Genomic DNA, 23,888 nt, shown 5'->3' with positions numbered 1-23,888 from the left:
ATCGACCGCTATCGACCGCTATTAAAACCGGATGGGACAAGGCGCCGCCGTCCCTTCGCCGAAACCGGCGTAGCCGGACCGCGCGCTGAGGTTCAGCGACATGCTGCCTTTGTCCGGTAAATAGATGCAGTATTCACCGGTCGCCGTGATGACGCGGTAGATGCGTTTCGGGTCGTTTGGCGCGCTGAACAGCTCAATGCGGGCCGCTTCGAACCACTTCGGCTTGACCGCCGCATGCGCTTGCGCAAATCCCTTTGCCAGGCGCGTCTGCGGCGTATCGGGCGGCGCCACGAACTCCTGCGGATGCTCGGCGCGCAGCTGACGGTCGATGGCGCCGGCTGCCTGCAGCGCCTGCTGCGCCAGGGTGAGGGCGCCGGTCTTGGGTGCGGCAGGCGCCGGTTCTGCCGGCAGGGCATCGTCTTGCGGCTGGTCCTGCACCGATGCCGTCGCCTCCTTCGATGGCGACACGCTTGCCGCGCTCGATGGAAGGGCTGGCGCGCGTGCCGGCGCCGGATCGGGCTTGGCGGGGGGAATGAAGCGTTGCATTGGGCGCTGTGGCGGCATCAGCTGCAGCCAGATCCGCTTATCGTGCTCGACGCTTGTGTGTACAGGCCGCGTGGCTACCCAGAACAGCGCCAGGTGCAGCACGACAATCGCGGCGATGTAGCGGCCATGGGGACGCTGGCCGAGAGAAAAATCATGCGCTTGTCGTGCAAGGTCGATGCGCATCTGATTTCCGCCTGCCCAGGCCGCCACGACTCAATCCTCGGCCTGGAATTCGCTGGCCGAGACGAACAGATCCCACGAGGCGATGAACAGGGCCGCCACCACGGGTCCGATGACGAAACCGTTCAGGCCAAACAGGGCCATGCCGCCGACGGTCGACAGCAGCACCACGTAGTCGGGCATCTTGGTATCCTTGCCGACCAAAATGGGGCGCAGCACGTTGTCGACCAGGCCGATGACGAAGACACCGAAGGCGGCCAGGCCTGCGCCTTGCCAGATGGCGCCGGTGGCCAGGAAATAGGCGGCCACGGGCGCCCAGACGAGGGCGGCGCCGACGGCCGGCAGCAGCGACAGGAAGGCCATCAGCACGGCCCACAGCAGGGGCGCCGGCACGTCGAGGAACCAGAACGCCAGCCCGCCGAGGGCGCCCTGGGCGATCGCCACGAGGATGTTGCCTTTCACCGTGGCGCGGATCACGGTGGTGAAATTGGTGAACAGGCGCTGCTTGTACTTGCGGCTCAATGGCACGGCGCTCTTGATGCGGGCCGACAGGGTCGAACCGTCGCGCATGAGGAAAAACAGCAGGTACAGCATGATGCACAGGCTGGTGAGGAATTCGAAGGTGTACAGGCCCACATTGATGGCTTTCACCGCCACCACCTGGCTCACCTGCGTGGCGCCCTCGGCCAGCTTGTCCTGCAGGCTGGCCAGGCTGGTCAGGTTGAAGCGGTCGAGCAAATTGATCAGCCATTGCGGCAGCACCGCCATGATTTTATTGAAGAACATGGCGACCGTGATCTCGCCCGACCGCACCATTTCCACGACGCTGGCCGCCTGGTTCACGAGCGACACGGAAATGAGCGACAGCGGCAGGATCACGATGACGATGATCAGCAGCAAGGTCAGCAGCGACGCCAGGCCGGCGCGGCCCTTTGTTTTCCGCAGCAGCCAGCGGTACACGGGGGCGAACAGGATCGCCAGGATGACGCCCCAGAAGATGGCGCCCGCATACGGCGCCAGTATCCAGCCGAAGCCGATGGTGACGATGCTCAGGAGGAGCAGGAACACTTTCTGGTGCAGCGTGAGGGTAGGCATGGGCGGTAGCGGAATGATAAGGGTTGAGTTGTCCCATCATAAGCGAGGCGTGGTGCTGCGCGCCATACAATTGTCGCCTTGGTAGTCCGTGCGCGAGGCGGTAGACAAAAGCCGCACTGGTGTTTGTATAACCAGCGGGCAGTTGATGTGACGTTGCAAAAAAATCCGCAAGGCAAGATAAGCATTCGCCAATGCAAACATTTCTATACAATAAAGCATCCTATTTTCATCGCATTACCTTTAACTTACCTGTATTCATGGCCGAAAGAAGCATGTGAGGTGGAAGAAAAGACTCCGTTTTTTGTTAGAGCGTGTCTCATCATGGCACTGGATGTTTTTCATTGTATTGCTAGCATTTGCCGCTTACCATTTGATGAGCCCAGCTTTGCTGCTGTCGTTGATTGCCGGTGCACTGTATGTAGGATGCCGCTATCGCGCGCGCACTTTGAAATTGCGGCGCTCTCCGCCGCCTGAGTTGCTATCCTGTTTCGTGCCGCCCCCGGCAGAGGCGGCAGTTTCATCGACCGCATCTTTGCCCGTGGCAAGCATCGTAAGTGATTTTGTGCCGCCAGCATCAACATATCAGGACAAAACAAGCGAGGTTCTATTGGCTGATCCATCTGGCTACCGCATTCCCCCGCCGCCGCCCTTGCATACCCCTGTCGCTCAATGGATAGGGCGTCATGAAAGTGTGGAGATTGGCGGTCTGGTGATTTCTGGCGGGATGATTTATGTTGGACAAAGCTTGCCAGGAAATAATGGTAAGGTTGATCCCGCCCTGATCGATCCTCGCAAGAGTGTCGATTTTGGAAGCGACTATGCGACTCCCGTGAATTTCTACTGGTCGAGTTATTCGGATGCCTTGCCTCAGCAGCGCGGCGCTTACTTGCGTTGGCTTGCCGATGGGCGTAGTAGTCCAGATGCCGATATCGCTTATGTATTCGCCTTCTTTTATGGACTCGAACGGCGAATATTGATCGATGCGGAAAATCACCGTGCCATTGATGTGGAAATACCGCAGATTATCAAGGAGCTCACACGGCTGCATAAACATTATGGCGGCAAGTCCGGATTGTTTTCGCGTCACTGCATGTCTCTTTTAGAAGTTCTGCAATTGGCAAGCAATCCAGAGCGCTTATATCTGCAGCCGATACCAGATCTGCGTCCTGAAGATGGCATGCCCCTGCATTTGCGGGTGGCGCTTGGGCAAGCATGTCGCGACAAGACGCTACTGACCGTAGATATGGCTTGGGCGTGGGTCCGTTACGATCCGGCGCTGATATTGCGCACTGCGGCAAGCCGCTGTCCTGAAGAATTTGAAAGCTTGTTTCGCCTCACTTATAGGTGGCTGCATGGCGATGGTATCGCGCTTGTTTCGACGTCGCACAAGCTGTGCCTGCCGTATTCGCCCGCATCACCTGGATTGAAAGACGGCGCTGGAAGGAGTGTGGTGCTAGGCGATATTCCCGATCTCACCGTGGCCAGCGCTCCGCAGCAAATGCTGCAAAAGTTGATCGATACCTGCTCGGCTGAATTGGACGCTTATAGTCGTTTCATCGAACATCGTCCTGATAGACGAACAACCTTGGATGCCTGGGTGCTATTGCCATATTCGCTATGGCCGGAGGCGGCGAAGCAAGCTCTTTGTTACGTGAATGCGAGCCTGGGCGAGGCGGTGTTGGTGATGTCTGTCAATGAACTGGCACGGCATTTTGGTGCATCGGACGGGATCGGCAAAGACAGTTTGCGTGCTTTGGCGGCGGCATTGCTGGCGCAGCAGATTGCCATGGAGCCGGACATCTTGTCCATGGCCGGCAACGCAGCTTTGACCGAACGGGTGGCGCTGTACCGCGTGGTGGCGTCGGACGAAGCAGGCGATGGTGCACCGTTTTACGATACTGCCTTGCTGAGCCTGGAGTTGCTGATTGCCATGGCGCAGTCGGAAGGTGTGTATTCTGACCATAAATGGCCACTTTGCCAGGCACAGATCACCACTTGGCGCCAGTTGACGCCCCACCAGCAGCAGCGCCTGATGGCGCGCCTTATTCTGCTGCAACCAGTCTCGCTGAGTTCCTTCAAACGTCGTATTGCGGCCCTCCCACTGACCGCACGGGATGCTTGTGCCGACTGCATCATCACGATGGTAGGAGCACCTGCGACACGCCAGGAAATCGCGGTGCTGGAAAAGGTCTGCACACTGTTGGGCGTTGAGCATGAAAAAATGTACAGTCAAGTACATGCTGCCGCGACAGCACATCCGCCAGCAAACGGTTCAAGTGTGTCGTCAGGCGGCTTTGTGCTGGATCTCGCACGCATTGCGGCATTACAAAAAGACAGTCAACAGGTGGCAACGCTATTGGGCGATATCTTCCAGGACGAAGCGACTTCTGAAGTCGCGCTGCCGCCACTCGACAGTCAAGACGGATTACTTGGTCTTGATGCCATGCACGCCGCGTTTTCCCGCCACCTGCTGTCGCGCGCTTCGTGGCGGCGCTCTGAACTGGAACCCGTTGCCCACGATGCAGGCGTCATGCTCGATGGCGCCCTGGAGCGGCTCAACGAGGCCTGCTTCGACGCGTTCGATATGCCCTGCACCGAAGGCGATGACCCGATCGATATTAACCCCGACATTCTTGAAAGACTTGCACAATGAACGCTCCAGCCATTCGTTCCAAAGACCGCGACGCGGTGATCCAGTCCTTGCGTGCGGGCGTGGTGCCACGTGCTGGCCAACACCTGATCCAGGTTGGTCGCAAACCAGAGATCGAGACGCTGGTGGCAGATCTTGATCGTATCGCTGACGGTGGTTCGACGATACGTTTCGTTATCGGTGAATATGGCGCTGGCAAGACTTTTTTTCTCAACTTGATACGTTCTGTGGCGATGGAAAAAAAACTGGTGACCGCCAACGCCGACCTGAATCCCGACCGGCGCCTGCATGCGACCGGCGGCCAGGCACGCTCGTTGTACGCGGAATTGATGCGCAATCTGTCGACCCGCACCAAGCCTGATGGTGGCGCTATGGCAGGTATCGTGGAACGGTTTATTGCCAACGCCAAAACCGAGGCGCTGGCGCAAGGTGCCAGTACTGAGGAAGTGATACGGCAAAAGCTTGAACATTTGACGGAGATGGTCAACGGTTTTGATTTTGCTGATGTGATCGCGGCATACTGTCGTGGGTTCGAGGCAGGTGACGAGGTATTGAAATCCGATGCGATCCGCTGGCTGCGCGGTGAATTCAATACCAAGACTGAAGCGCGCCAGGCATTGGGCGTGCGTTCCATTGTAGACGATGCCTCTTTTTACGATCAGTTGAAGCTGTTCGCCCGCTTCGTGCGACTGGCTGGTTACGCCGGCTTTGTCGTCTGTCTTGATGAACTGGTCAATTTGTACAAGCTGGCCAATACGCCGGCGCGCAACGCCAACTATGAGCAGATACTGCGTATCCTGAACGACACCTTGCAAGGTACGGCGGTAGGACTTGGATTCATTTTGGGCGGTACGCCGGAATTTCTTCTCGATACGCGGCGCGGCCTGTTCAGCTATCCTGCCCTGCAAAGCCGGCTGGCGGAAAATACCTTTGCCGTAGCCGGTCTGGTCGATTACAGCGGCCCCGTGCTGAGGTTGGCGAGCTTGCGTCCCGAAGACTTTTATGTGTTGCTGGACAAGTTGCGTCACGTGCACGCACATGGCATCGCTGAGAAATATCTGCTGCCCGATGAAGCGTTACCGGCTTTCATGGAACATTGCGCGCGGCGCCTCGGCGACAGTTACTTCCGTACGCCGCGCACGACCATCACAGCCTTTGTCAATTTGCTGGCGGTGCTGGAGCAAAATCCTGGTGCTTCATGGCGGCAATTGTTAGGTGCCATTGAAGTCATGCCTGATATGGCCGGGGTGTCTGATAGCGAGGTCGAAGCCGACGACGAGTTCGCGTCGTTCAAGCTCTGACGCACATGACTGCCCCATTTTCGTCGTCGTTCTCCCTGCTCGATGAGCGCATCCAGCGCTGGATCTGGGCGGAGAACTGGAGCGAGTTGCGCGATGTACAAGAGCGTTCGATCGCTGCGATCAGCGGTGGTGGACGCGATGTCATCATTGCTGCCGCCACTGCTGCAGGCAAGACTGAAGCGGCTTTTTTCCCCGTGCTGAGTAATATGCTGAAGGCTGGCGAAGAGCATGGATTGTGCCTATATATCAGCCCGCTCAAGGCCTTGATCAACGATCAGTTCGGCAGGCTAGAACGCTTGTGCGAGACGTTGGAAATCCCCGTCTGGCCATGGCACGGCGATATTTCATCTTCGTCCAAGACGCGGTTTTTCAAACAGCCGTCTGGAGTGGTGCTGATCACGCCAGAGTCGCTGGAGGCCATGCTGTGCAATCGCGGTTTCCAGATGCCGCGCATCGTTGCGCGTCTGCGCTACATCGTGGTCGATGAACTGCATGCCTTTATCGGTACGGAACGAGGCAAGCAACTGCAGTCGCTGATGCTGCGCATCGAGCAGGCTGCCGGACGTACGGTGCCGCGCATAGGTTTGTCGGCCACGCTGGGCGAACTGCCGCTGGGAGCAGAATTTTTGCGCCCGCATGCTGGCGTAGCGGTCGATATCATCGAATCAAAAGCCGACCGTGGCGCGTTAAACATACGTATCAAGGGTTATCTCGACATGGGGCCGCCACCGGACGAAGATCCGGATGGCGAGTCCGCCTCCGAGCTGTCGATCGTACAAGACCTGTTTGCAAAGCTGCGAGGATCCAATAACCTGATCTTTCCGAATAGCCGAGGCAAAGTCGAACAATACACATATGCGTTGCGCCGGCTATGCGAGGCCGCCAAGGCGCCCAATGAGTTCTGGCCACACCATGGCAGCCTGTCGCGTGAAATTCGCGAGGAAACAGAGGCGGCCTTGAAAAACAAGGAAGGTTGCGCCACTGCCATCTGTACCAATACCCTCGAGCTTGGTATTGACATTGGCGCAGTCAAGAGCGTGGCGCAGATCGGCTCGCCGCCATCGGTGGCCAGCATGCGCCAGCGCATGGGGCGTTCCGGGCGGCGTGCGGGGGAATCTGCCATCTTGCGCGGTTATGTTACCGAACGTGAATTGCATGTCGAATCTGAACTGATGGACCAATTAAGGGAAGGAACGCTGGAATTTGGCGCGATGGTCAGCTTGATGCTGGACGGCTGGATCGAGCCGCCAAAAACACATGGCTTGCATTTGTCGACACTGATCCAGCAGTTGTTGTCGCTGATTGCCCAGCACGGTGGCATCCAGGCAGCCGATGCCTACCATATCCTTTGCGCCAGAGGGCCTTTTGCGAGTACCGAAAAAAAGGATTTTGCCGAGTTGTTGCGCCACTTGGGGAAAATGGAGTTATTACAGCAGGAGGCATCCGGTCTGCTATTGCATGGTTCCAAGGGAGAACGGCTGGTTAATCACTACACTTTTTATGCGGCGTTCGCCACGGAGGATGAGTTTCGTATCGTCAATGCAAGCCGGGTACTTGGTTCCCTGCCCGTATCGAGTTCGGTCAGTGTTGGCGACTACATACTTTTTGCGGGCAGGACCTGGGTGGTGGAAGATATAGACGACGATAGCAAGACTATTCTTGTTGGTAAAACAAATACAGGTCGTGCGCCCTTGTTCAATGGCAGTGGTGGACATGTCCATACTAAAGTCAGAGAACGCATGCGGGAACTGTACCAGTCAGGCTTGCCGCTATCCTTTATGGATGAGGGCGCGAAGAAGCTCATGCTGGAAGGTTGTCAAACGTTTCAACGTTGCGGACTGGCGCGTAAGCCGCTGTTGACGATCGGTGGTCGTGTTTTTCTTTTCACGTGGCTGGGAGACCATGCCAATGAGGCGATTGCTTTGGTGCTGAAATCGCAGGGATTGGCAGCGACAGCGCAAGGCCCTGCCGTCAAGGTTGACGATGCAAGCGAACAGCGTGTGGCTGGGTGCTTGCTGGCCTTCGCCAGCGAGGCACCGCCCGCTGTTGAGCTTCTGCTGCACAAGGAACATAATTTGCGGCGCGCGAAATGGGACTGGGCGCTGCCAGAGCGCTTGCTGAAGATGTCGTTTGCCAGCCTGCATCTCGACATCGTCCAAGCCCATGAATGGGCTGTCAAACATGTCTCTGAGCTTTGATGGGGCAGGGTGGCTGGTCGGGAATAATTCCAGTAAGCTGTCGCTCCAGGCGTTCCATCCCGGGCGCCTATGACTTCGATTTCAGGAACGCGCGTGGCCGACAATATTCACTTTTATGAACCTGCACAGGGCCATGGCCTGCCGCATGACCCGTTCAACGCCATCGTGGGGCCGCGGCCCATCGGCTGGATCGCCTCGCGCAGCAGCGGGGGCGTGCTCAATCTGGCGCCGTACAGCTTTTTCAACGCCTTCAATTACCATCCGCCGCTGATCGGTTTTTCCAGCATCGGTCGCAAGGATACCTTGCGCAATATCGAACAGACGGGCGAGTTCGTGTGGAACCTGGCCACCCGTCCACTGGCCGGGGCGATGAATATCAGCTGCGCGCCGGCGCCGCCCGAGGTCGATGAATTCGCGCTGGCCGGCCTGACGCCGGCCGCCTCGCGCATCGTCAACGTGCCGCGCGTGGCGGAAAGTCCCGTCTCGTTCGAATGCCGGCGCACGCAGATCATCGAGCTGCAAGGCGTCAATGGCGACGGTGTCGGCAGCTGGCTGGTGCTGGGGGAAGTGGTGGGCGTGCACATCGCACGCCACCTGTTGAACGATGGCGTGTACGACACGGCGGCCGCCGCGCCGATCTTGCGCGGCGGCGGTCCGGCCGATTATTTCGAGATCGGGCCGGACAGCCTGTTCCACATGCGCCGGCCCGCCTGGCCGTAACATCATGCCGGGAGCGGATGGCGCTCCCGGACGATGCCGCGATAGATCAGCCACGTCGCCAGCAGGCTGATGGCGCCGGCGCCGGCCATCCAGTAGCCTGGCGCCGCCTTGTCGCCGGTGCTCTCGATTAGCAAGGTCGATACGAGCGGCGTCATGCCGCCAAACAGCGCCGTGGCCAGGCTGTAGGCCAGCGAAAAGCCCGTCGTCCTGACGCTGGCCGGGATGATTTCCGTCAGCGCCACGATGGTGGCCCCGTTGTAACTGCCGTACAGGAAGGACAGCCACAGCTCCACCATCAGCATGTGGTCGAAGCTGGGATGGGCGACCAGCCAGGACAGGGCCGGATACGCGGTCAGCACCGTCAGTGCCGAGCATACGGCCATGATCGGCCAGCGCCCGATACGGTCGGACAGCGCGCCCATGACGGGCAGCCAGATGAAGTTCGACAGGCCGATGCACAAGGTGACGAGCAGGCTTTCTTCGGTGCTCAGTTTGAGCACGTTTTTGCCGAAGGTCGGCGTGTAGACGGTGATCAGGTAGAAGGCGACCGTCGTCAGCACGATCAGCATCGTTCCGGCGACCACCAGCGGCCAGTTGAGGGCGATCGTCCCCAGCATTTGCCGGAATGTCGGATGCGATTTGCGCGTCAGGTAGGCCTCGGTCTCCTGCAGCGAACGGCGGATGTAGAACACCACCGGAATGATGGAGCAGCCGATGAAGAACGGGATGCGCCAGCCCCAGTCGGCGATGAATTCCTTGCTCAGGGTCTCGTTGAGAAAGTAGCCGAGCGCGGCGGAAAAGATGATGGCGACTTGCTGGCTGGCCGACTGCCAGCTGACGTAGTATCCCTTGTTGCCGGGCGTCGCCATTTCGGACAGGTAGACGGACACGCCGCCCAGTTCCACGCCGGCGGAAAAGCCTTGCAGCAAACGCCCGATCAGCACGAGGAATGGCGCCAGCAATCCGATGGTGGCATAGCCGGGTACGAAGGCGATCAGCGCCGTGCCGGAAGCCATGATGGCCAGGGTCAGCACCAGGCCCTTGCGGCGGCCGATGCGGTCGATATAGCTGCCGAGGATGATGGCGCCCAGTGGCCGCATGAAAAACCCCGCGCCGAAGGTGGCGAACGTCATCATCAGGGCCGCGTATTCGCTGGTAGCGGGGAAGAAGGCCTTGGCAATGTACGTGGCGTAAAAGCCGAACAGGAAAAAATCGTACATTTCGATGAAGTTCCCGCTCGTCACCCGGATGACGGTGGCGATGCGCGAGGGCGGACGCACTTGCGCGCGCGGCGTTGCGGCCCTGGCGATGGGTGCGGCGGTGGAGGGAATGTCCATGATTTACCTATTGATGAAAGATGAGTGACGCACGCCTAGTGCGTAGTTGATCCTGACGCCGGTTCCAGCCCGGTCGCTTCGATCGCGCCCGCGTTGGCAGGGGCGGCGAGGAAGCGCAGCAAGGCGCGGCCGGCTTCCGGCTCCTTGCCGCCGGGGACCAGCGCCGCCGAAAACTGCGTCATCTTCTGCACTTCCGGCGGCAGCAGGCCGACGATGTCGATGCCCTCGACCGGCAGCAGCTCGCTGCGCTGCTGGCAGCCGAAATCGGCCTGGCCATGGGCGATGATTTCGCCGACGGGGGTGGCGGGAATTTTTGCGGCCTTGCCCTGCATCTGCTCCGAAATATGCAGCTTGTTCATCAGCTGCGTCTCGATGTAGACGCCGCTGGCGCTGTCCGAATAGGCGACCTTGCCCGCCTTCAGAAAGGCGCTGCGCAAGCCCTCGGTGGTGCTGATGTCGGGTTTGGGCGCGCCGCGCCGCACGGCGCAGGCAATCGGCGAATTGGCCAGCACCACCTTGCTGCCGGGGACCAGGCGGCCTTCCTGCATCAGCTTGTCGAGCGCGTCGCCGACCATGATGACGACGTCGATTGGCTCGCCGCGCGCCAGGCGCGCCGGGATCGCATTCGTGGTGGTGCCCATCGACGGTCCCCATTCGGAGAGCAGATGGTTGCCGCTGGCGCGCTCGTAGGCGGGGGCCAGGTTTTTGTAGGCCTGGGCGAAGCCGCCCGAGCTGACCACGCGGATGTCGGCGGCATGGGCCGCGCCGGCGGCCAGCAGCATGAAGCTGGCCAGTAGGGGGGCGGAGCGCCGCACGAGGGTCTGTTGAAGCATGGTTGTTTCTCCTGTCGTTAAAATTTGTGCATGAGGCCGAGCGTCAAGCCCATGCCTTTGCGGTCGTTGGCCCGTGTTCCCGTGACGCCGGCCGCATCGCCCTGCCACAAGGTGTAGTCCGATTCCAGGTACAGGGTCGAGCGCGGCGAAAGCGTTTTTTCCAGGTAGGCGAAAGCGCGCTGGAAGCCGTCGTCGACGTGGCCCGTGGCGCTGCGCCGCACCTTGTAGTAGGCGGTCGTGAGCAGCAGGTCCGGCGCCATTTGCCGGCTTACGCCTGCGGACAGCACACCCTGCCGCACCGACTTGCCGGCGCCCACATCGGCGCGGTTGACGCCGAGATTGGCCTTGAACTGCCAGGCGTCCATCTTGTAGGCGGCGCCCACGGTGGCGGCGTCGAGGCTGCGGTTGTCGCGATTGCGAAAGCGCATCAGCGCCCCGGAGACGGTCAGGCCAGCCTGCTGGTAGGTCAGGGCGCCGCCCCAGGTCGACAACGGCGACGTGGCGCCCGCCACCTCGCCGAAGGAATAGGCGGCGCGCGCCACCACAGGCCCGAGGCTGGCGCTGGTTTTCACCATGTTGTCGAGCCGGTAGAAATTGTCGGCATAGCCGCTGCTGCCGTATTGCTGGCCGAACGAGTGCCGGCCAAAAGCGGTATTGCTCAAGCCCGTGATGTTGACGTTCGGATTGAATGAGGCATAGCGGATGCCCAGCGGGTCCACCGGCGCGATGGCGTCGGCCAGCAAGGTCGCCTGGCGCCCCAGGGTCACGGAGCCCCGCGGCGACTTGAGGCCCACCCACGCTTGCCGGTCGAAAAGCTTGTCGGATTTGGCCGCGCTGCCCGTGTCCAGATTCAGGCCACCCTCGAGGCGGTACAGCGCCTGCCAGCCGCCGCCGAGGTCTTCCTGGCCGCGCAGGCCCCAGCGGCTCGTGTTGTTGATGCCGCTGCTGATGGCGGGCGTGGCGCCGCCGGCCGTCGGTGCGTTGGCGGCGGTCAAGCCTTTTCCATAACGGATGCCGGCATCCGCGATGCCATACAAAACCGCGCCGCTCTGGCCCAGGCAGGTGCCGCTGGCCGCGAACAATAGCGCGAACGTGGAACAATGTCGCATGGTGTCTCCCTCGGGGTGATGCCTTCTTGGCGAGGCTCAGCATTAAGACCCCATCATCGTTGAAATGGCATAATTTGATAATTGCAATTTTTCCGGGGATTCATGCATGCAGCGCATCAATTACGAACTTCATGATTTGCAGGCCTTCGTGGCCGTGGCTGAGCGCAACAGCTTTCGCCAGGCCGCGGCCGACTTGTTCCTGTCGCAGCCGGCGCTCAGCCGCCGCATTGAAAAACTCGAAGATGCGCTGGGCGTCAAGCTGTTCGAACGCACCACCCGGCGCGTGCAGCTGACCAATGTGGGGCAGGTGTTTTTGGTGAACGTGCGCGATGCGCTCAACGGCCTCGAGGATGCCGTGCTCGGTGTCGCCGACCTGGCCGCGCACCGCACCGGGACGGTGACGTTCGCCTGCGTGCCGTCGGCCGTGTGGCATTTTCTGCCGGACGTGCTCAAGCGCTTCAGCGCGCAGTTTCCAAAAATCCGCGTGCGCGTGCATGACGAAAGCGCGCAGGACGTGCTCAATCTTGTGCTGACAGGCGAGGCGGATTTCGGCATCAGCTTCACGGGCGCGGAAAATCCGGAAATCCATTTCCAGCCCATTTACGTCGAGACCTACGTGCTGGCGATGCGCAACGATCACCGGCTGGCCAAGCGCAAGAAGCTGAGCTGGAAAGACACCGTCGACGAACGCTATATCTCGGTGGCCAAGTCGAGCGGCAACCGCAGTGTGCTCGATGCGGCGCTGGCCGGCGTGGAAAAGCACCCGTGGATCTCGTGCGAGATCAACCACGTGTCAGGCATCTTGGCGCTGGTGGAGTCGGGTTTGGGCGTGGCGGCGGTGCCGGGGCTGTCGATTTTGCCGGAGCGGCAAGGCACGGTGGTCGGCGTACCGCTCGTCAATCCCGCCGTGAAACGGACGCTGGGCTTGATCAGCCGGCATCAGCACGCCATGCCGCCCGCGTCGCGCACCCTGTTCGACATGATGAGCGCGAGCATCGGCAAGCAGGGGCGGCGGGGGTAAGCGCAGAGTTAGGCGGCTGCCTCTCGCTGCGAGCGGCGATAGTCGAGCGGCGTGCTGCCCACCAGTTCCGCAAAGCTGCGGCTGAAATGGGCCTGGTCAAAAAAGCCCAGTTCCTGCGCCAGGCTGGCCAGGTCGGGCGCATCGGGCTGCGCCAGGCGCCAGATCGCCTCCTGCAGGCGGTAGCGCTGGATCACCCACTTCGGCGGCACGCCCACGTAGTTGGCGAACAGGCGCTGCAGCCGGCGTTCGCCGATGCCCATTTTTTCGCACAGCTGCGCCACGCTCGCCGGGCCGTTGCGAGCCGCTGCGGCGGCCGTCAGCCTGGCGGCCAGCAGGGCCGCGACATCGACCTGCGGCAGCCTTGCCAGCAGCAGCGCCTGTGCCTGCGCCACCATCGTCGTATCGTCGGCTTGCAGCAGCACCAGCGCCTCGGCTTGTGTGACCGGCATGTCCAGCAGGGCGTCGGCGGCGATGGTCGTATCGGTGAATGACGACAAGGGCTGGCTGATGAACGGGCGCAGGCCGCCCGGCGAAAAACGCACGCCCAGCACCTTGCCCGCTCCGCTCAATGGCCGGTCGAAGGCGCCGCGCACGACGCCATGGATGGCCGTGCGCCCAAGGTCGAACACCAGGTGGGCGTTCGGGTAGGGCAGCACGCGCTGCGTCTGCGGCGCGCAGTCCTGCCTGTCCCATTCGACCACCCAGAAATACTCGACGAACGGCGCCAGCGCGCCAGCCGGCGGATAGGTCGCCAGCCGTATGCGGCGCGCCGCCGCCTGCGGGTCGACGATGCCTTTCGGCGCCTGGCCGCGCGTGGCGAGCAGATTCATCGTGCTGTCGGCTTTATCCAATATTTGTCTCCTGCGCGGCACTAGGATGGCTCTCTCGCATCGATTGAAAGGGAATCATGAAATCATACAGTTTGCCGGGCCTGATGCTGGCCGCATGTTGTCTATCGGTGGCGCCGGCCGGCGCCGCCTCATCTGCAGAGGGAGATCATCGCATGCAAGTGCACGCCACGGGAAGTTTCAGCATCACCATGACGCCAGCCGCGGCGCCCCAGCGCTCGGGGCGCACGACCCTGGGCAAGGTGCTGCTCGACAAAGTATATGCTGGCGACCTGGTCGCCACGGCCAAAGGGGAGATGCTCAGCGCCGTGACGGATACCAAAGGCGCGGCCGGTTATGTCGCCATGGAAGCCATCACGGGCGTGCTGCAGGGCCGGCAAGGCAGCTTCGTGGCGCAGCATGCGGGCACGATGGCCGACGGCCAGCAGACGCTGTCCATCGTGATCGTGCCGCATTCCGGCACGGGGCAGCTGACAGGCATCAGCGGGACGCTGGCCATTCGCATCGTCGATGGCCAGCATTTCTACGACATCGACTATTCGCTGCCGGAGTAGGGCGAACCATGGACAGCAACCCTGTACTCGCTCGTGCGGTCAAGGCTTTTCAAGTAGGTCGGATTAGCGGCAAGGCCGCGTAATCCGACACCGCCACCAGCGCCAACGATGTTGTCGGATTACGGCCCGCAGGGCCTAATCCGACCTACCCAGTATCGATGTCACATTGTCGGTACCCGGTGCGCCGAACAGCTGCTGCTTGAGGATATGCAGCTGGTCGCGCACTTGCGCCGCCTTTTCGAACTCGAGGTTCTTGGCGTGGTCGACCATGAGTTTTTCCAGGCGCTTGATTTCCTTGCTGACCTGCTTCTCGCTCATGGACTCGAACTTCGCCGCTTCCTGCGCCACTTGCAGGTTTTCGCGCGCTTCCTGCGGGCTGTAGACGCCGTCGATCATTTCGCGGATCGATTTTTTCACGCCGATCGGCACGATGTTATTGGCTGTGTTGAAGGCAATCTGCTTGTTGCGGCGGCGTTCCGTCTCGTCGATGGCGCGGCGCATGGAATCGGTGATGCGGTCGCCGTACAGAATCGCCGTGCCGTTCAGGTTACGCGCGGCGCGGCCGATGGTCTGGATCAGGCTGCGTTCTGAACGCAAAAAGCCTTCCTTGTCCGCGTCGAGGATGGCGACCAGGGAGACTTCCGGCAAGTCCAGGCCCTCGCGCAGCAGGTTGATCCCCACCAGCACGTCGAAGGTGCCCAGGCGCAGGTCGCGCAGGATTTCCACGCGCTCCACCGTTTCTATATCGCTGTGCAGGTAACGCACCTTGATGCCATGGTCGCCCAGGTATTCCGTCAATTGCTCGGACATGCGCTTGGTCAAGGTCGTCACCAGCACGCGCTCGTCCTTCTTGATGCGCTCGACGATTTCCGACATCAGGTCGTCCACCTGGCTGCTGGCGGGGCGCACGATGATCTGCGGGTCGACCAGGCCGGTGGGGCGCACGACCTGTTCGACCACCTGGTCCGAATGCGTCTTTTCGTAGTCGGCCGGCGTGGCCGAGACGAACACGGTCTGGCGCATCTTCTGCTCGAATTCCTCGAATTTCAAGGGCCGGTTGTCGAGCGCCGACGGCAGGCGGAAGCCATAGTCGACCAGATTCGTCTTGCGCGAACGGTCGCCGTTGTACATGGCGCTCAGCTGGCCCGTCAGCACGTGCGACTCGTCGAGGAACATCAATGCGTCTGGCGGCAGGTAATCGACCAGGGTCGGCGGCGGTTCGCCCGGCAGCGCGCCGCTCAAATGGCGCGAGTAGTTCTCGATGCCCTTCGTAAAACCGATTTCGGCCATCATTTCCAGGTCGAAGCGCGTGCGCTGTTCCAGCCGCTGCTCTTCGATCAGCTTATTCTCCTTGCGGAAGAATTCGAGGCGTTCGCGCAGCTCGTCCTTGATGGTTTCCACGGCACGCAGCACGGTGGAGCGGGGCGTCACATAGTGCGAGCCCGGATACACGGTGAAGCGGGGGATTTTCTGGCGCACTCTGCCCGTCAGCGGGTCGAACAGCTGGATCGATTCGATCTCGTCGTCGAACATTTCCAGGCGCACGGCCAGTTCCGCATGCTCGGCGGGGAAGATGTCGATGGTATCGCCGCGCACGCGGAAGGTGCCGCGGCCGAAATCGACCTCGTTGCGCGTGTACTGCATCTGGATCAGGCGCGCGATGACGTCGCGCTGGGCGACCCTGTCTTTGACGCGCAACGTCAGGATCATCTGGTGGTATTCGTTCGGGTTGCCGATACCGTAGATGGCCGAGACGGTGGCGACGATGATGACGTCGCGCCGTTCCATCAGCGACTTGGTGCACGACAGGCGCATCTGCTCGATATGCTCGTTGATCGACGAGTCCTTTTCGATAAACAGGTCGCGCTGCGGCACGTAGGCTTCGGGCTGGTAGTAATCGTAGTAGCTGACGAAGTATTCGACCGCGTTTTGCGGGAAAAAGTCGCGGAACTCGCTGTACAGCTGCGCCGCCAGCGTCTTGTTCGGCGCGAAGACGATGGCGGGCCGGCCCATGCGCGCGATGACGTTGGCCATGGTGTAGGTCTTGCCCGAACCGGTCACGCCCAGCAGGGTCTGGAAGGCCAGGCCATCGGCGATCCCCTCGGATAACTGGTCGATCGCCGTGGGCTGATCGCCGGCCGGAGGGAAGGGCTGGTGCAGCTTGAAGGGGGAGTCCGGGAAAGAGATAATTGCGCTTTCCGCCTCGCTGGCGGTAGATAATTCGGGCATGTGAATCAGACCTTTGTTAGAATAGTGCTCTGCTGGCGGCCCTGGCGTTGTATTTTGGGGCGCTGTCTACAACTCCGCTGTGAACCTGCTTCCAATCGAATCCAATCTTATCATGACGAACCCAACTGTTTCTGCCAGTCTGTTTAGCGCCATCGAGATGGCCCCACGCGACCCGATCCTGGGCATCACCGAAGCATTTAACGCGGACCAGAATCCCGCCAAAATCAATCTGGGCGTTGGCGTCTATTATGACGACAACGGTAAAGTGCCTCTGTTAGCTTGCGTACGCAAGGCGGAAGCCATCCTGATCGAACAGGCGGCGCCACGCACCTATCTGCCGATCGAAGGCCTCGCCGCCTACGACAAGGCCGTGCAAGAACTCGTATTTGGCGCCGACAGCGCCGTAATTCAAGAGCGCCGCGCCGTCACCGTGCAAGCCATCGGCGGCACGGGCGCACTGAAGATCGGTGCCGACTTCCTGCAGCGCTTCGCGCCGGGCGCGCAAGTCTACATCAGCGACCCAAGCTGGGAAAACCACCGTGCGCTGTTTGAAAACGCCGGTTTCGTCGTCAATAACTACACCTACTACGATGCAGCCACCCATGGCGTGAACTTCGACGGCATGCTGGCCAGCCTGAACGCCATGCCAGCCGGCTCCATCGTCGTGCTGCATGCGTGCTGCCACAACCCGACTGGCGCCGACCTGAGCGTGGCCCAATGGGATCAGATCATCGCTGTCGTCACTTCGCGCGGCCTGGTGCCGTTCCTGGACATGGCGTATCAAGGCTTTGCCAACGGCATCGCCGAAGACGGCGCCGTGGTGCGCCGCTTCGCCGACGCGGGCGGCCCGCTGCTGGTATCGAACTCGTTCTCGAAATCGTTCTCGCTGTACGGCGAGCGCGTGGGCGCCCTGAGCGTCGTCGCCGCGAGCGCCGATGAAGCGGCACGCCTGCTGTCGCAGCTGAAGCGCGTCGTGCGCACCAACTACTCGAACCCGCCTACGCATGGCGGCAAGGTGGTCGCCACCGTTCTGGCCACGCCGGAACTGCGCCAGCTCTGGGAAGAGGAACTGGCCGGCATGCGCGTGCGCATCCGCGAAATGCGCAATGCCTTTGTGGAAAAGCTGAAAGCCAAGGCGCCAGGCCACGACTTCGAATTCGTGCGCCAGCAAATCGGCATGTTCTCGTACTCGGGTCTGACCAAGGAGCAGGTTGCGTCCTTGCGCGAGCAATCGATTTACGCCGTCGACACGGGCCGTATCTGCGTGGCAGCATTGAATTCGCGCAATATCGACATCGTCATTGACGCGATCGCCAAAGTACTTTAATATCTTGCTTCTTCGGCGCTGCATGCAAGTGCGGCGCTGATGGCGGTAGAAAGTCGGTGATGGCCATGTTTGTGAAGATCCAGTATCAGTCTTGCAAATATGGAATAAGCTACATATAATATTGCCTCTTTTCCCTGATAGCTCAGTTGGTAGAGCGACGGACTGTTAATCCGCAGGTCCCTGGTTCGAGTCCAGGTCGGGGAGCCAGAATTCGAAAGGCCACGTTGAAAAACGTGGCCTTTTTTGTTTTTGCGCCGCCCGCGTATAGCTTGGGCCCCGATAAGATTTTCCCTATGGAAATCTGGACAGCGCCAAGTTTGGCCTATATAATACGGCCTCTTTTCCCTGATAGCTCAGTTGGTAGAGCGACGGACTGTTAATCCGCAGGTCCCTGGTTCGAGTCCAGGTCGGGGAGCCAGAACACGCAGTAGCAAAAAGCCCAGCCTTTACCGGTTGGGCTTTTTGCATTTCAGCGCGACGCGATTGGCGCGGGCAGGGTCTCGATGATCGATCGTTGGAATTTTTCCGGCTCATCGTGGTGTATCTGGTGTCCCGACTGTTCGAATACAAACAGCCCCTTCCTGGGCGCCTGCAACTGCTCAAAATATTCTTGAGTGATGCGGGTGGAGGTCTGGATGTCGTTCTTGCCGACGAAGAAATACACGGGGCAGTCAACGCTTTGCAAGGTCTTGGGCAGATCAATGTGCATGACCTCGTTCCAGACTGGCGACCAGGTTTTCGACCATTGAAGAAAACCCGTCTTGAAGCCCTCGCTCGTCGCAAATTCCTTGCCATCCTTGTAAAAAAGCCATTTTCTTAGATAAAACATGCTTTCGTCACTGGTAAGCGGGAAAGTGACGCTTCCCAGTTCCTGGCTGGCGACGGCATTGTCCTTGAAATGCACTTTCAAGGTTTTCAGTAATTCCTTTTCGCTGGCCAGCTGGCTGATGACGGGATTGACGGCGAAATACGCGTGCAGCAGTTCCGGATGCTGCTCGACGATATGAAAACCGAGCACATTGCCCCAGGAGCTGCCCAGCAAGTATATTTTTTCCTGCTTGAGCTCTTTTTGCAGAAACGTGATGACCTGGTAGGTGTCCTGTTCCATCTGCGCGACGGAAGGCTGGCTAGGCGACGGATTCAGTTTCAGGGTTTTTCCCGCATCGCGCTGATCCCACTGCACCAGCGTAAATCTGTTTTTCAGGATGGCGGTAAAGGCATCCGCATTCTTCATCATCGAACTTCCCGGCCCGCCCGATAAGAAGAGCAGAACAGGTTTTTTTGAGTCATCTGTTTTGATTTCCACAAATTGCTTGATGCCGCCGATGTCCGGTGTCAGCAGCGCGTCAATGGCGAGCGCTTGCGCTTTGCATGCGGAAAATGGCATCAGGGTGAGGAATAGCACTGCCAGTAGCTTTGTCATGGTCTGAGATGGATGGTTGCCTGCGGGTAGGGGGTGTCCATGGACGATATTATCCGAATAACATGTTACATATAGAAAATATGTGCGGTGTGGCGGGCCGCTGCCTGTGTGCTTTTTCGTTTTGCGCTATCCTGAATGCAACCCCATAGGAGAGCTGCCACCATGTCCTGTTCTATCCCGTTGCGCCATATCGTCCTGTGTGATTTTCTCGAGGACATCACACCGGCCAAGCATGCCGAGCTGGTCCATGAGTTTTCCCAGCTTAAACACCGCATTCCCGGCGTGCTGCAATTCGAATGGGGACCGAATGTCAGCCCGGAAGGCCTCGATGACGGCTTTACCGATTGCTTTACCTTGACCTTCGATGGCGCCAGCGCGCGCGATGTGTACCTGGCCCATCCGGCCCACCTGGCCTTTGTCGATCTGCTCAAGCCATGGCTGGGGCGGGTGCTGGTATTTGACTATCAGCCCAGGGAAAGTCCGGGCTGAGCGGCGTCGCGCATAATTTTTTTGGCGTAAATCTGGACAACTGAAAATTTGCCCTATAGAATGCGGCCTCTTTTCCCTGATAGCTCAGTTGGTAGAGCGACGGACTGTTAATCCGCAGGTCCCTGGTTCGAGTCCAGGTCGGGGAGCCAGAACATCAGCAGTATCGAAAAGCCCAGCCTTCACGGTTGGGCTTTTTGCGTTGCGGCCATGGCGTGCGTGACATTCCACGCAGATTTGCCGAAAAGCATCTGCCATACTTGCAGAGTCTGTTTACTGCCTCTCGATGAAAACAACCTTTCCTATGAAGAATCTCTGCGCCCTGGTGCTGATGCTGGCCGCCGGCACGGCCTATGCGCCCCTTGCCGGCGGCCAGGGGCGCCAGGCGCCAGACGAAGCGAAGGTCAAACAGCAGATCATCGCCGAGTCGATTGCCGCCTATCCGGGCCGTTGCCCTTGTCCCTACAATGCGGCCAAAAATGGCAGCGCCTGTGGGGCGCGTAGCGCATGGAGCCGGAAGGGCGGTTACGCCCCCATTTGCTATGAACGCGAAATCAGCAACGAGATGGTGCGCAAGTGGCGCGAGGACAATGCCGCTGCGCTGTGACTATTACCCCGTGCGCACTGCTTCCAGCGCCAGATAACTCGGCTGCACTTGCGCGGCGATGGCGGCCAGGCCGCTTGTCGCGGCCACTGGCGGATCGCCGTGGTAGGCCGTGCCGTACTTCGCATGCACGCCGCCGCGCGCGCGCATCGCTTGCAGCTGTGCCGGCGTGGGTGTGATGCCGAAGCGGGCCAATACATCGCTGAAGAGGATGCCGGGCAATTGTTTGTAGTGAATTAACTGCAGCTGGCCGGCGGCCGCATGGGGCAGGGCGGCGTCGAACAGGCTGGCCAGCACGAGGCCCGTATAGCCATCGAGTTCGCCGGGTTCCAGCTGGTGCGCGGGCAGCGGCAGCTGTGCCGGGTGCAGCATGCCGGGCACCATTTGCGGACCGCGCTGGCGCTGGTGCGAGGCCAGCACGGCCAGCGGTTCGCGGTAGACGAACAGGCAGGGCGTGCCGGGAAACGCTTGCCGCAGCAAGTCCAGGCTGTGGATGTGCCAGCAGTCGAACTTGATGATGAAATGCGTCTCTGTGCCGGAGCGGCGCTGGCCCAATGCCAGGATGGTCTGGCGCAGCAGGGCGATGCTGTCGTTGCCCGCCATGCCATCGTGATGCAGGCGCAGCAGCGAGTCGATCACGGGCGGCTCGGACATGACGATGCATTGCGGCAGGGACGCCAGCAGCTGGCTCAGCAGGGTTGAGCCGCAGCGCGAGACGTGGAAGATGAAGGCGTCGGGTGCCAGGCCATCGCCCAGCGTGGCCACCGTGGCCAGCGCCGCCAGCGGCGTGCGGCAGACGCGGCGCTCCTCATGCGGCTGGCGCGCCAGGGTATTGACAAAGAAGGCGTCGCTGAAAGCCGTTTTCCCCAGGTCGCGCCAGCACATGGCAGCGTCCGCCAATGTTTCGCCGCGCTCCACGTACAGCGGATACCAGCCGCGCAGATCCATGCCCTCGTGCCATGTCACCGGCTCTCCTTTGGCCAGCCAGCGTTCCTGCTGCGCCAGGCCCGGCGCGGCGTTCACGGCGCGCTCCCGTCGGCCAAGGCGGCCAATTCGCCGGCCAGCGCCAGGCTGGCAGGCGAGGGCGACAGTCGCAGCTGGGCGATGACGGCCCGCACATTGCCATCGTTGATGCTGGGGTCGCCATATTTCGGGGCCGCTTTCGGCACGAAGCCGGCCGAGGCGAACAGCGCTTCGAGCCAGGCATTGGTGACGCAGTCGAGCACGAGGTGGATGCGCGGCGCCGCGCCGTCGTTGTGCACCGCGTGCAGGCAGCTGGCGTCCATGTACCAGGCGTGGCCGGCCGTGAAGTGGACAGTCTCGCCGTCGATGCTGAACACGACCTGCGGCGTAGTGTGGATGGGGATATGGATGCGGACCAGGCTATCGGCCAGCGACGTGCCGGCGTCGCGGTGCGCGCGGATGACGGCGCCCGGCGCCAGGGCCATCAGGCGCGCGGCGCGGATCTCGCAGGCGAAACTGGTCAGCACCTCGCGCAGGCCGGGGCAGCGCGCCAGTTGCGGTGTGGCGGCATAGGCGGCGCCGTCGACGGGCATGATGTCGCCGGCTGCTCCGCCCGGCGAGCGCAGCGGCACGCAGCTCCAGCCGTTTTCATAGGCGCCCGTATTGAAATGATTGATCCACTCGCCGGCAGTGAACTGGTCGCTGTCGCGCTGCATGCGCGCCACGTCGAAGCGCAGCGGCAGTCGCAGCCAGGTGCTGGGGGGATTCGGCGCCGGCACTATGGCGCGCTCCATTCCAGCTGCTCCTGGACGTCGTTTTCCCCGCGCGGGCGAAAGCCCAGCCGCTGGTACAGCGCGCGCGCTGCCGTGTTGCTTTTGTTGACGGCAAGGTGGATCCGGCATTGCTGCGCGCCCGCTTGCGCCTGCAGGCCGCGCAGCACGGTGCTGCCGGCGCCCTGGCCTTGTGCGGCGGGCAGGATGGCGATGTCGACCAGGTGCAGCAGCTGATCCTGGCGGTCGAGGATCAGGCGGCCGATGGGCGTGTCGCCGTGCAGCAGCACCAGGTACGCGGCGTGCGGATACGCCTGTCGGTAACCGTGGCTTTGCATGCGCTGCTGCATGGCGATCAGCTGTTCGATGACGGCGGGATCGGCCGGCATCTGGCGCAGGTCGTCGCGCGTGGAACTGTACAGCGCGGTGGCAAAGCCATCGTCGTCGTCGCGCTGGAGGCGCAACTGGTAGGGGGCGGAAAGCGGCAAGTCGTGCATCGGTGCTCCGGCAGGTGGTGGCAAATGCGCAGGCGTGTATTTATTTGCTATGCTGCCAATTTTTCCGCGCACTTGCAATCATTTCAAGGAAGCCGCCATGCATTCTGTCTTTATCCTGCCTTATCCGTGGAGTGATGCGTGGAGTTGCACGTGACTTCGGCGCGTACGGAACTGGCCGCCATCGCGGCCGCGCTGTGCGATCCTCAGCGTTCGCTGGCCAGCCTGGTCGGCGAAACGGTGCAATTGCGCCAGCTCGTCGAGCGCCATTCGGGCCTGTCCATGGACCGGCAGGATGGCTTGCGCGATGGCGAGAGTTTTCTGCCCAGCGGCTGGGCCATCTCGCCCGTGCAGGCGGGACTGTGCGCGCGCGAGCCCTACCGCAGCGCCGCCTTCATCCAGGGTCTGGCGCTGGCCGTGCGCGAGCGTCTGGCTGTGAGAGGCGGGCGGCCCGTGCGCGTGCTGTATGCGGGCTGCGGCCCGTTCGCCTTGCTGGCCTTGCCGGTGATGGCCGTGCTGGACGCCAGTCAGGTGCAGTTTGCCATCCTCGACGTGCATGCGGAAACCCTGGACTATGCGCGCGAGCTGATCGCCGCCCTGGGCCTGGACGGCCACGTCGCCGAATACCTTTGCGCCGACGCGGCCGCCTATCAAATGCCTGCCGGCGCCATGCCGGACGTGATCGTCAGTGAAACCATGAATACGGCGCTGGGCAAGGAGCCGCAGGTGGCCATCCTGCGCAATCTGCACGCGCAAGCGCCCGCGGCGGCGCTGCTGCCGGCAGCCGTCACGGTGCACCTGGGCCTGGACCGGCGCAGCCCTGGCCAGCCGTGCACGGACTGGGGCCGCGTATTTACCCTTGATGCGGACGCCTTGCGCGCCTGGCAGGGTGAGCCGGGCGACACCCTGCCGGCCGCCAGCATCCGTCTGCCCGACGTGCTGGACGAGGCGCCGCGTTTGCTGACGCGCATCCGCGTGCATGGCGACATCGTTCTGGGTGACCATGCGTGCAGCCTGAACCTGCCACTGGCCTTGCCGGGCAAGCCCGCGCTGGCTGGCGGCAGCGTGCTCGATTTTCAGTACCGCCTGGGCGGCCAGCCGGGACTGGTATTTTCCCTGCGCGAAACGCCCGCATCCACGCAGGCATTGCCCAAGTCAGACTTCCGGTAGTAATACTCCATCAGCAAACAATTCAGTTCT

Annotated in this window: 21 protein-coding genes and 3 tRNA genes; 13 read left to right on the top strand and 11 right to left on the bottom strand. The window is 61.2% G+C overall.

Translation table 11 applies throughout. The annotated features are described in order from the left end of the window. Nucleotides 1-21: 21 nt before the first annotated feature. Both KO539_RS02745 and KO539_RS02740 read right to left on the bottom strand, forming a co-directional pair. Nucleotides 22-729, bottom strand: a complete 708-nt coding sequence (locus KO539_RS02745; protein WP_219307223.1) for a hypothetical protein — start codon at nt 727-729, stop codon at nt 22-24. A gap of 30 nt (nt 730-759) precedes the next feature. Then, a complete protein-coding gene (locus tag KO539_RS02740) occupies nt 760-1,821 on the bottom strand; it encodes an AI-2E family transporter (RefSeq protein ID WP_219307222.1) in 1,062 nt (353 codons plus the stop codon). Nucleotides 1,822-2,152: 331 nt separating this feature from the next. Here KO539_RS02740 and KO539_RS02735 point away from each other — a divergent pair, with 331 nt between their 5' ends. From KO539_RS02735 to KO539_RS02720, 4 genes are all read left to right on the top strand, one after another. Then, nucleotides 2,153-4,474 (top strand): TerB N-terminal domain-containing protein, encoded by a 2,322-nt coding sequence (locus KO539_RS02735; RefSeq protein WP_219307221.1) that lies wholly within the window; start codon nt 2,153-2,155, stop codon nt 4,472-4,474. Then, nucleotides 4,471-5,772, top strand: coding sequence for an ATP-binding protein (locus KO539_RS02730; protein WP_100873855.1), 1,302 nt, complete (start codon nt 4,471-4,473; stop codon nt 5,770-5,772). Before KO539_RS02735 ends, KO539_RS02730 begins: the two co-directional genes overlap by 4 nt. Before the next feature lie 5 nt (nt 5,773-5,777). Beyond that, a complete protein-coding gene (locus KO539_RS02725; protein ID WP_219307219.1) occupies nt 5,778-7,970 on the top strand; it encodes a DEAD/DEAH box helicase in 2,193 nt (730 codons plus the stop codon). Between the two features lie 93 nt (nt 7,971-8,063). Beyond that, entirely contained in the window at nt 8,064-8,690 is a 627-nt protein-coding gene (locus tag KO539_RS02720) for a flavin reductase family protein (protein ID WP_374106320.1), read from the top strand. A gap of 2 nt (nt 8,691-8,692) precedes the next feature. On the opposite strand, the gene KO539_RS02715 is transcribed toward KO539_RS02720, so the two are convergent. From KO539_RS02715 to KO539_RS02705, 3 genes are read right to left on the bottom strand one after another with little or no spacing between them, the layout of a single operon-like run. Beyond that, nucleotides 8,693-10,027 carry an MFS transporter gene (locus tag KO539_RS02715; protein WP_219307215.1) on the bottom strand — a complete coding sequence of 445 codons (1,335 nt, stop codon included), beginning with the start codon at nt 10,025-10,027 and terminating at the stop codon, nt 8,693-8,695. Nucleotides 10,028-10,062: 35 nt separating this feature from the next. Next, the gene (locus KO539_RS02710; RefSeq protein WP_219307213.1) at nt 10,063-10,860 is read right to left on the bottom strand and encodes a substrate-binding domain-containing protein; all 798 of its coding nucleotides are present in this window, start codon (nt 10,858-10,860) and stop codon (nt 10,063-10,065) included. A gap of 17 nt (nt 10,861-10,877) precedes the next feature. Next, complete coding sequence (locus KO539_RS02705) at nt 10,878-11,969, bottom strand: porin (protein WP_219307211.1); 1,092 nt, start codon at nt 11,967-11,969, stop codon at nt 10,878-10,880. Between the two features lie 106 nt (nt 11,970-12,075). On the opposite strand from KO539_RS02705, the gene KO539_RS02700 reads away from it, so the two are divergent. Further along, on the top strand, nt 12,076-12,990 hold the full coding sequence (locus KO539_RS02700) for a LysR family transcriptional regulator (RefSeq protein WP_035820677.1): 915 nt from the start codon (nt 12,076-12,078) through the stop codon (nt 12,988-12,990). An 8-nt stretch (nt 12,991-12,998) separates the two neighbouring features. Here KO539_RS02700 and KO539_RS02695 read toward each other — a convergent pair whose 3' ends face one another. Next, nucleotides 12,999-13,841: a helix-turn-helix domain-containing protein gene (locus tag KO539_RS02695; protein WP_257626085.1), complete on the bottom strand. Its 843-nt coding sequence runs from the start codon at nt 13,839-13,841 to the stop codon at nt 12,999-13,001. A 56-nt stretch (nt 13,842-13,897) separates the two neighbouring features. Between KO539_RS02695 and KO539_RS02690 the strand changes: the two genes are divergently transcribed. Continuing rightward, on the top strand, nt 13,898-14,392 hold the full coding sequence (locus tag KO539_RS02690; protein WP_257626084.1) for a DUF3224 domain-containing protein: 495 nt from the start codon (nt 13,898-13,900) through the stop codon (nt 14,390-14,392). 135 nt (nt 14,393-14,527) lie between these two features. Here the strand turns inward: KO539_RS02690 and uvrB are convergent, their stop codons facing one another. Then, a complete protein-coding gene (gene uvrB, locus KO539_RS02685) occupies nt 14,528-16,621 on the bottom strand; it encodes an excinuclease ABC subunit UvrB (protein WP_257626083.1) in 2,094 nt (697 codons plus the stop codon). Between the two features lie 112 nt (nt 16,622-16,733). Between uvrB and KO539_RS02680 the strand changes: the two genes are divergently transcribed. The 3 genes from KO539_RS02680 to KO539_RS02670 all read left to right on the top strand — a co-directional run bounded on the left by KO539_RS02680 (nt 16,734) and on the right by KO539_RS02670 (nt 18,366). Continuing rightward, nucleotides 16,734-17,948, top strand: coding sequence for an amino acid aminotransferase (locus tag KO539_RS02680; protein ID WP_219307209.1), 1,215 nt, complete (start codon nt 16,734-16,736; stop codon nt 17,946-17,948). A gap of 131 nt (nt 17,949-18,079) precedes the next feature. After that, a tRNA-Asn gene (locus KO539_RS02675) sits at nt 18,080-18,155 on the top strand. A gap of 135 nt (nt 18,156-18,290) precedes the next feature. Beyond that, nucleotides 18,291-18,366: transfer RNA gene (locus KO539_RS02670), tRNA-Asn, on the top strand. A 51-nt stretch (nt 18,367-18,417) separates the two neighbouring features. Here the strand turns inward: KO539_RS02670 and KO539_RS02665 are convergent. Beyond that, nucleotides 18,418-19,335 carry an alpha/beta fold hydrolase gene (locus KO539_RS02665; RefSeq protein ID WP_257626166.1) on the bottom strand — a complete coding sequence of 306 codons (918 nt, stop codon included), beginning with the start codon at nt 19,333-19,335 and terminating at the stop codon, nt 18,418-18,420. A 198-nt stretch (nt 19,336-19,533) separates the two neighbouring features. Here KO539_RS02665 and KO539_RS02660 point away from each other — a divergent pair, with 198 nt between their 5' ends. The 3 genes from KO539_RS02660 (at nt 19,534) to KO539_RS02650 (ending at nt 20,464) form a co-directional block, all read left to right on the top strand. Beyond that, complete coding sequence (locus tag KO539_RS02660; RefSeq protein WP_035820671.1) at nt 19,534-19,860, top strand: Dabb family protein; 327 nt, start codon at nt 19,534-19,536, stop codon at nt 19,858-19,860. Nucleotides 19,861-19,933: 73 nt separating this feature from the next. Next, nucleotides 19,934-20,009, top strand: a tRNA-Asn gene (locus tag KO539_RS02655). Between the two features lie 152 nt (nt 20,010-20,161). Then, complete coding sequence (locus KO539_RS02650; RefSeq protein ID WP_219307205.1) at nt 20,162-20,464, top strand: hypothetical protein; 303 nt, start codon at nt 20,162-20,164, stop codon at nt 20,462-20,464. Between the two features lie 3 nt (nt 20,465-20,467). On the opposite strand, the gene KO539_RS02645 is transcribed toward KO539_RS02650, so the two are convergent. From KO539_RS02645 to KO539_RS02635, 3 genes are read right to left on the bottom strand one after another with little or no spacing between them, the layout of a single operon-like run. Continuing rightward, nucleotides 20,468-21,484 (bottom strand): hypothetical protein, encoded by a 1,017-nt coding sequence (locus KO539_RS02645; protein WP_219307203.1) that lies wholly within the window; start codon nt 21,482-21,484, stop codon nt 20,468-20,470. Then, complete coding sequence (locus KO539_RS02640; protein ID WP_219307202.1) at nt 21,481-22,218, bottom strand: aspartyl/asparaginyl beta-hydroxylase domain-containing protein; 738 nt, start codon at nt 22,216-22,218, stop codon at nt 21,481-21,483. The genes KO539_RS02645 and KO539_RS02640 overlap by 4 nt, the downstream gene beginning before the upstream one ends. Next, nucleotides 22,203-22,691, bottom strand: a complete 489-nt coding sequence (locus tag KO539_RS02635; RefSeq protein ID WP_219307200.1) for an N-acetyltransferase — start codon at nt 22,689-22,691, stop codon at nt 22,203-22,205. Before KO539_RS02635 ends, KO539_RS02640 begins: the two co-directional genes overlap by 16 nt. Nucleotides 22,692-22,841: 150 nt before the next feature. Between KO539_RS02635 and KO539_RS02630 the strand changes: the two genes are divergently transcribed. Beyond that, nucleotides 22,842-23,858, top strand: a complete 1,017-nt coding sequence (locus KO539_RS02630; RefSeq protein WP_219307198.1) for a hypothetical protein — start codon at nt 22,842-22,844, stop codon at nt 23,856-23,858. Nucleotides 23,859-23,888 lie beyond the last annotated feature (30 nt).

It is taken from the genome of Janthinobacterium sp. NKUCC06_STL (assembly GCF_019345455.1).
GTDB lineage: Bacteria > Pseudomonadota > Gammaproteobacteria > Burkholderiales > Burkholderiaceae_D > Janthinobacterium > Janthinobacterium rivuli.
The sequence above is the reverse complement of the archived record's forward strand: the minus strand, read 5'-3'. Positions and strand labels throughout refer to the sequence as shown.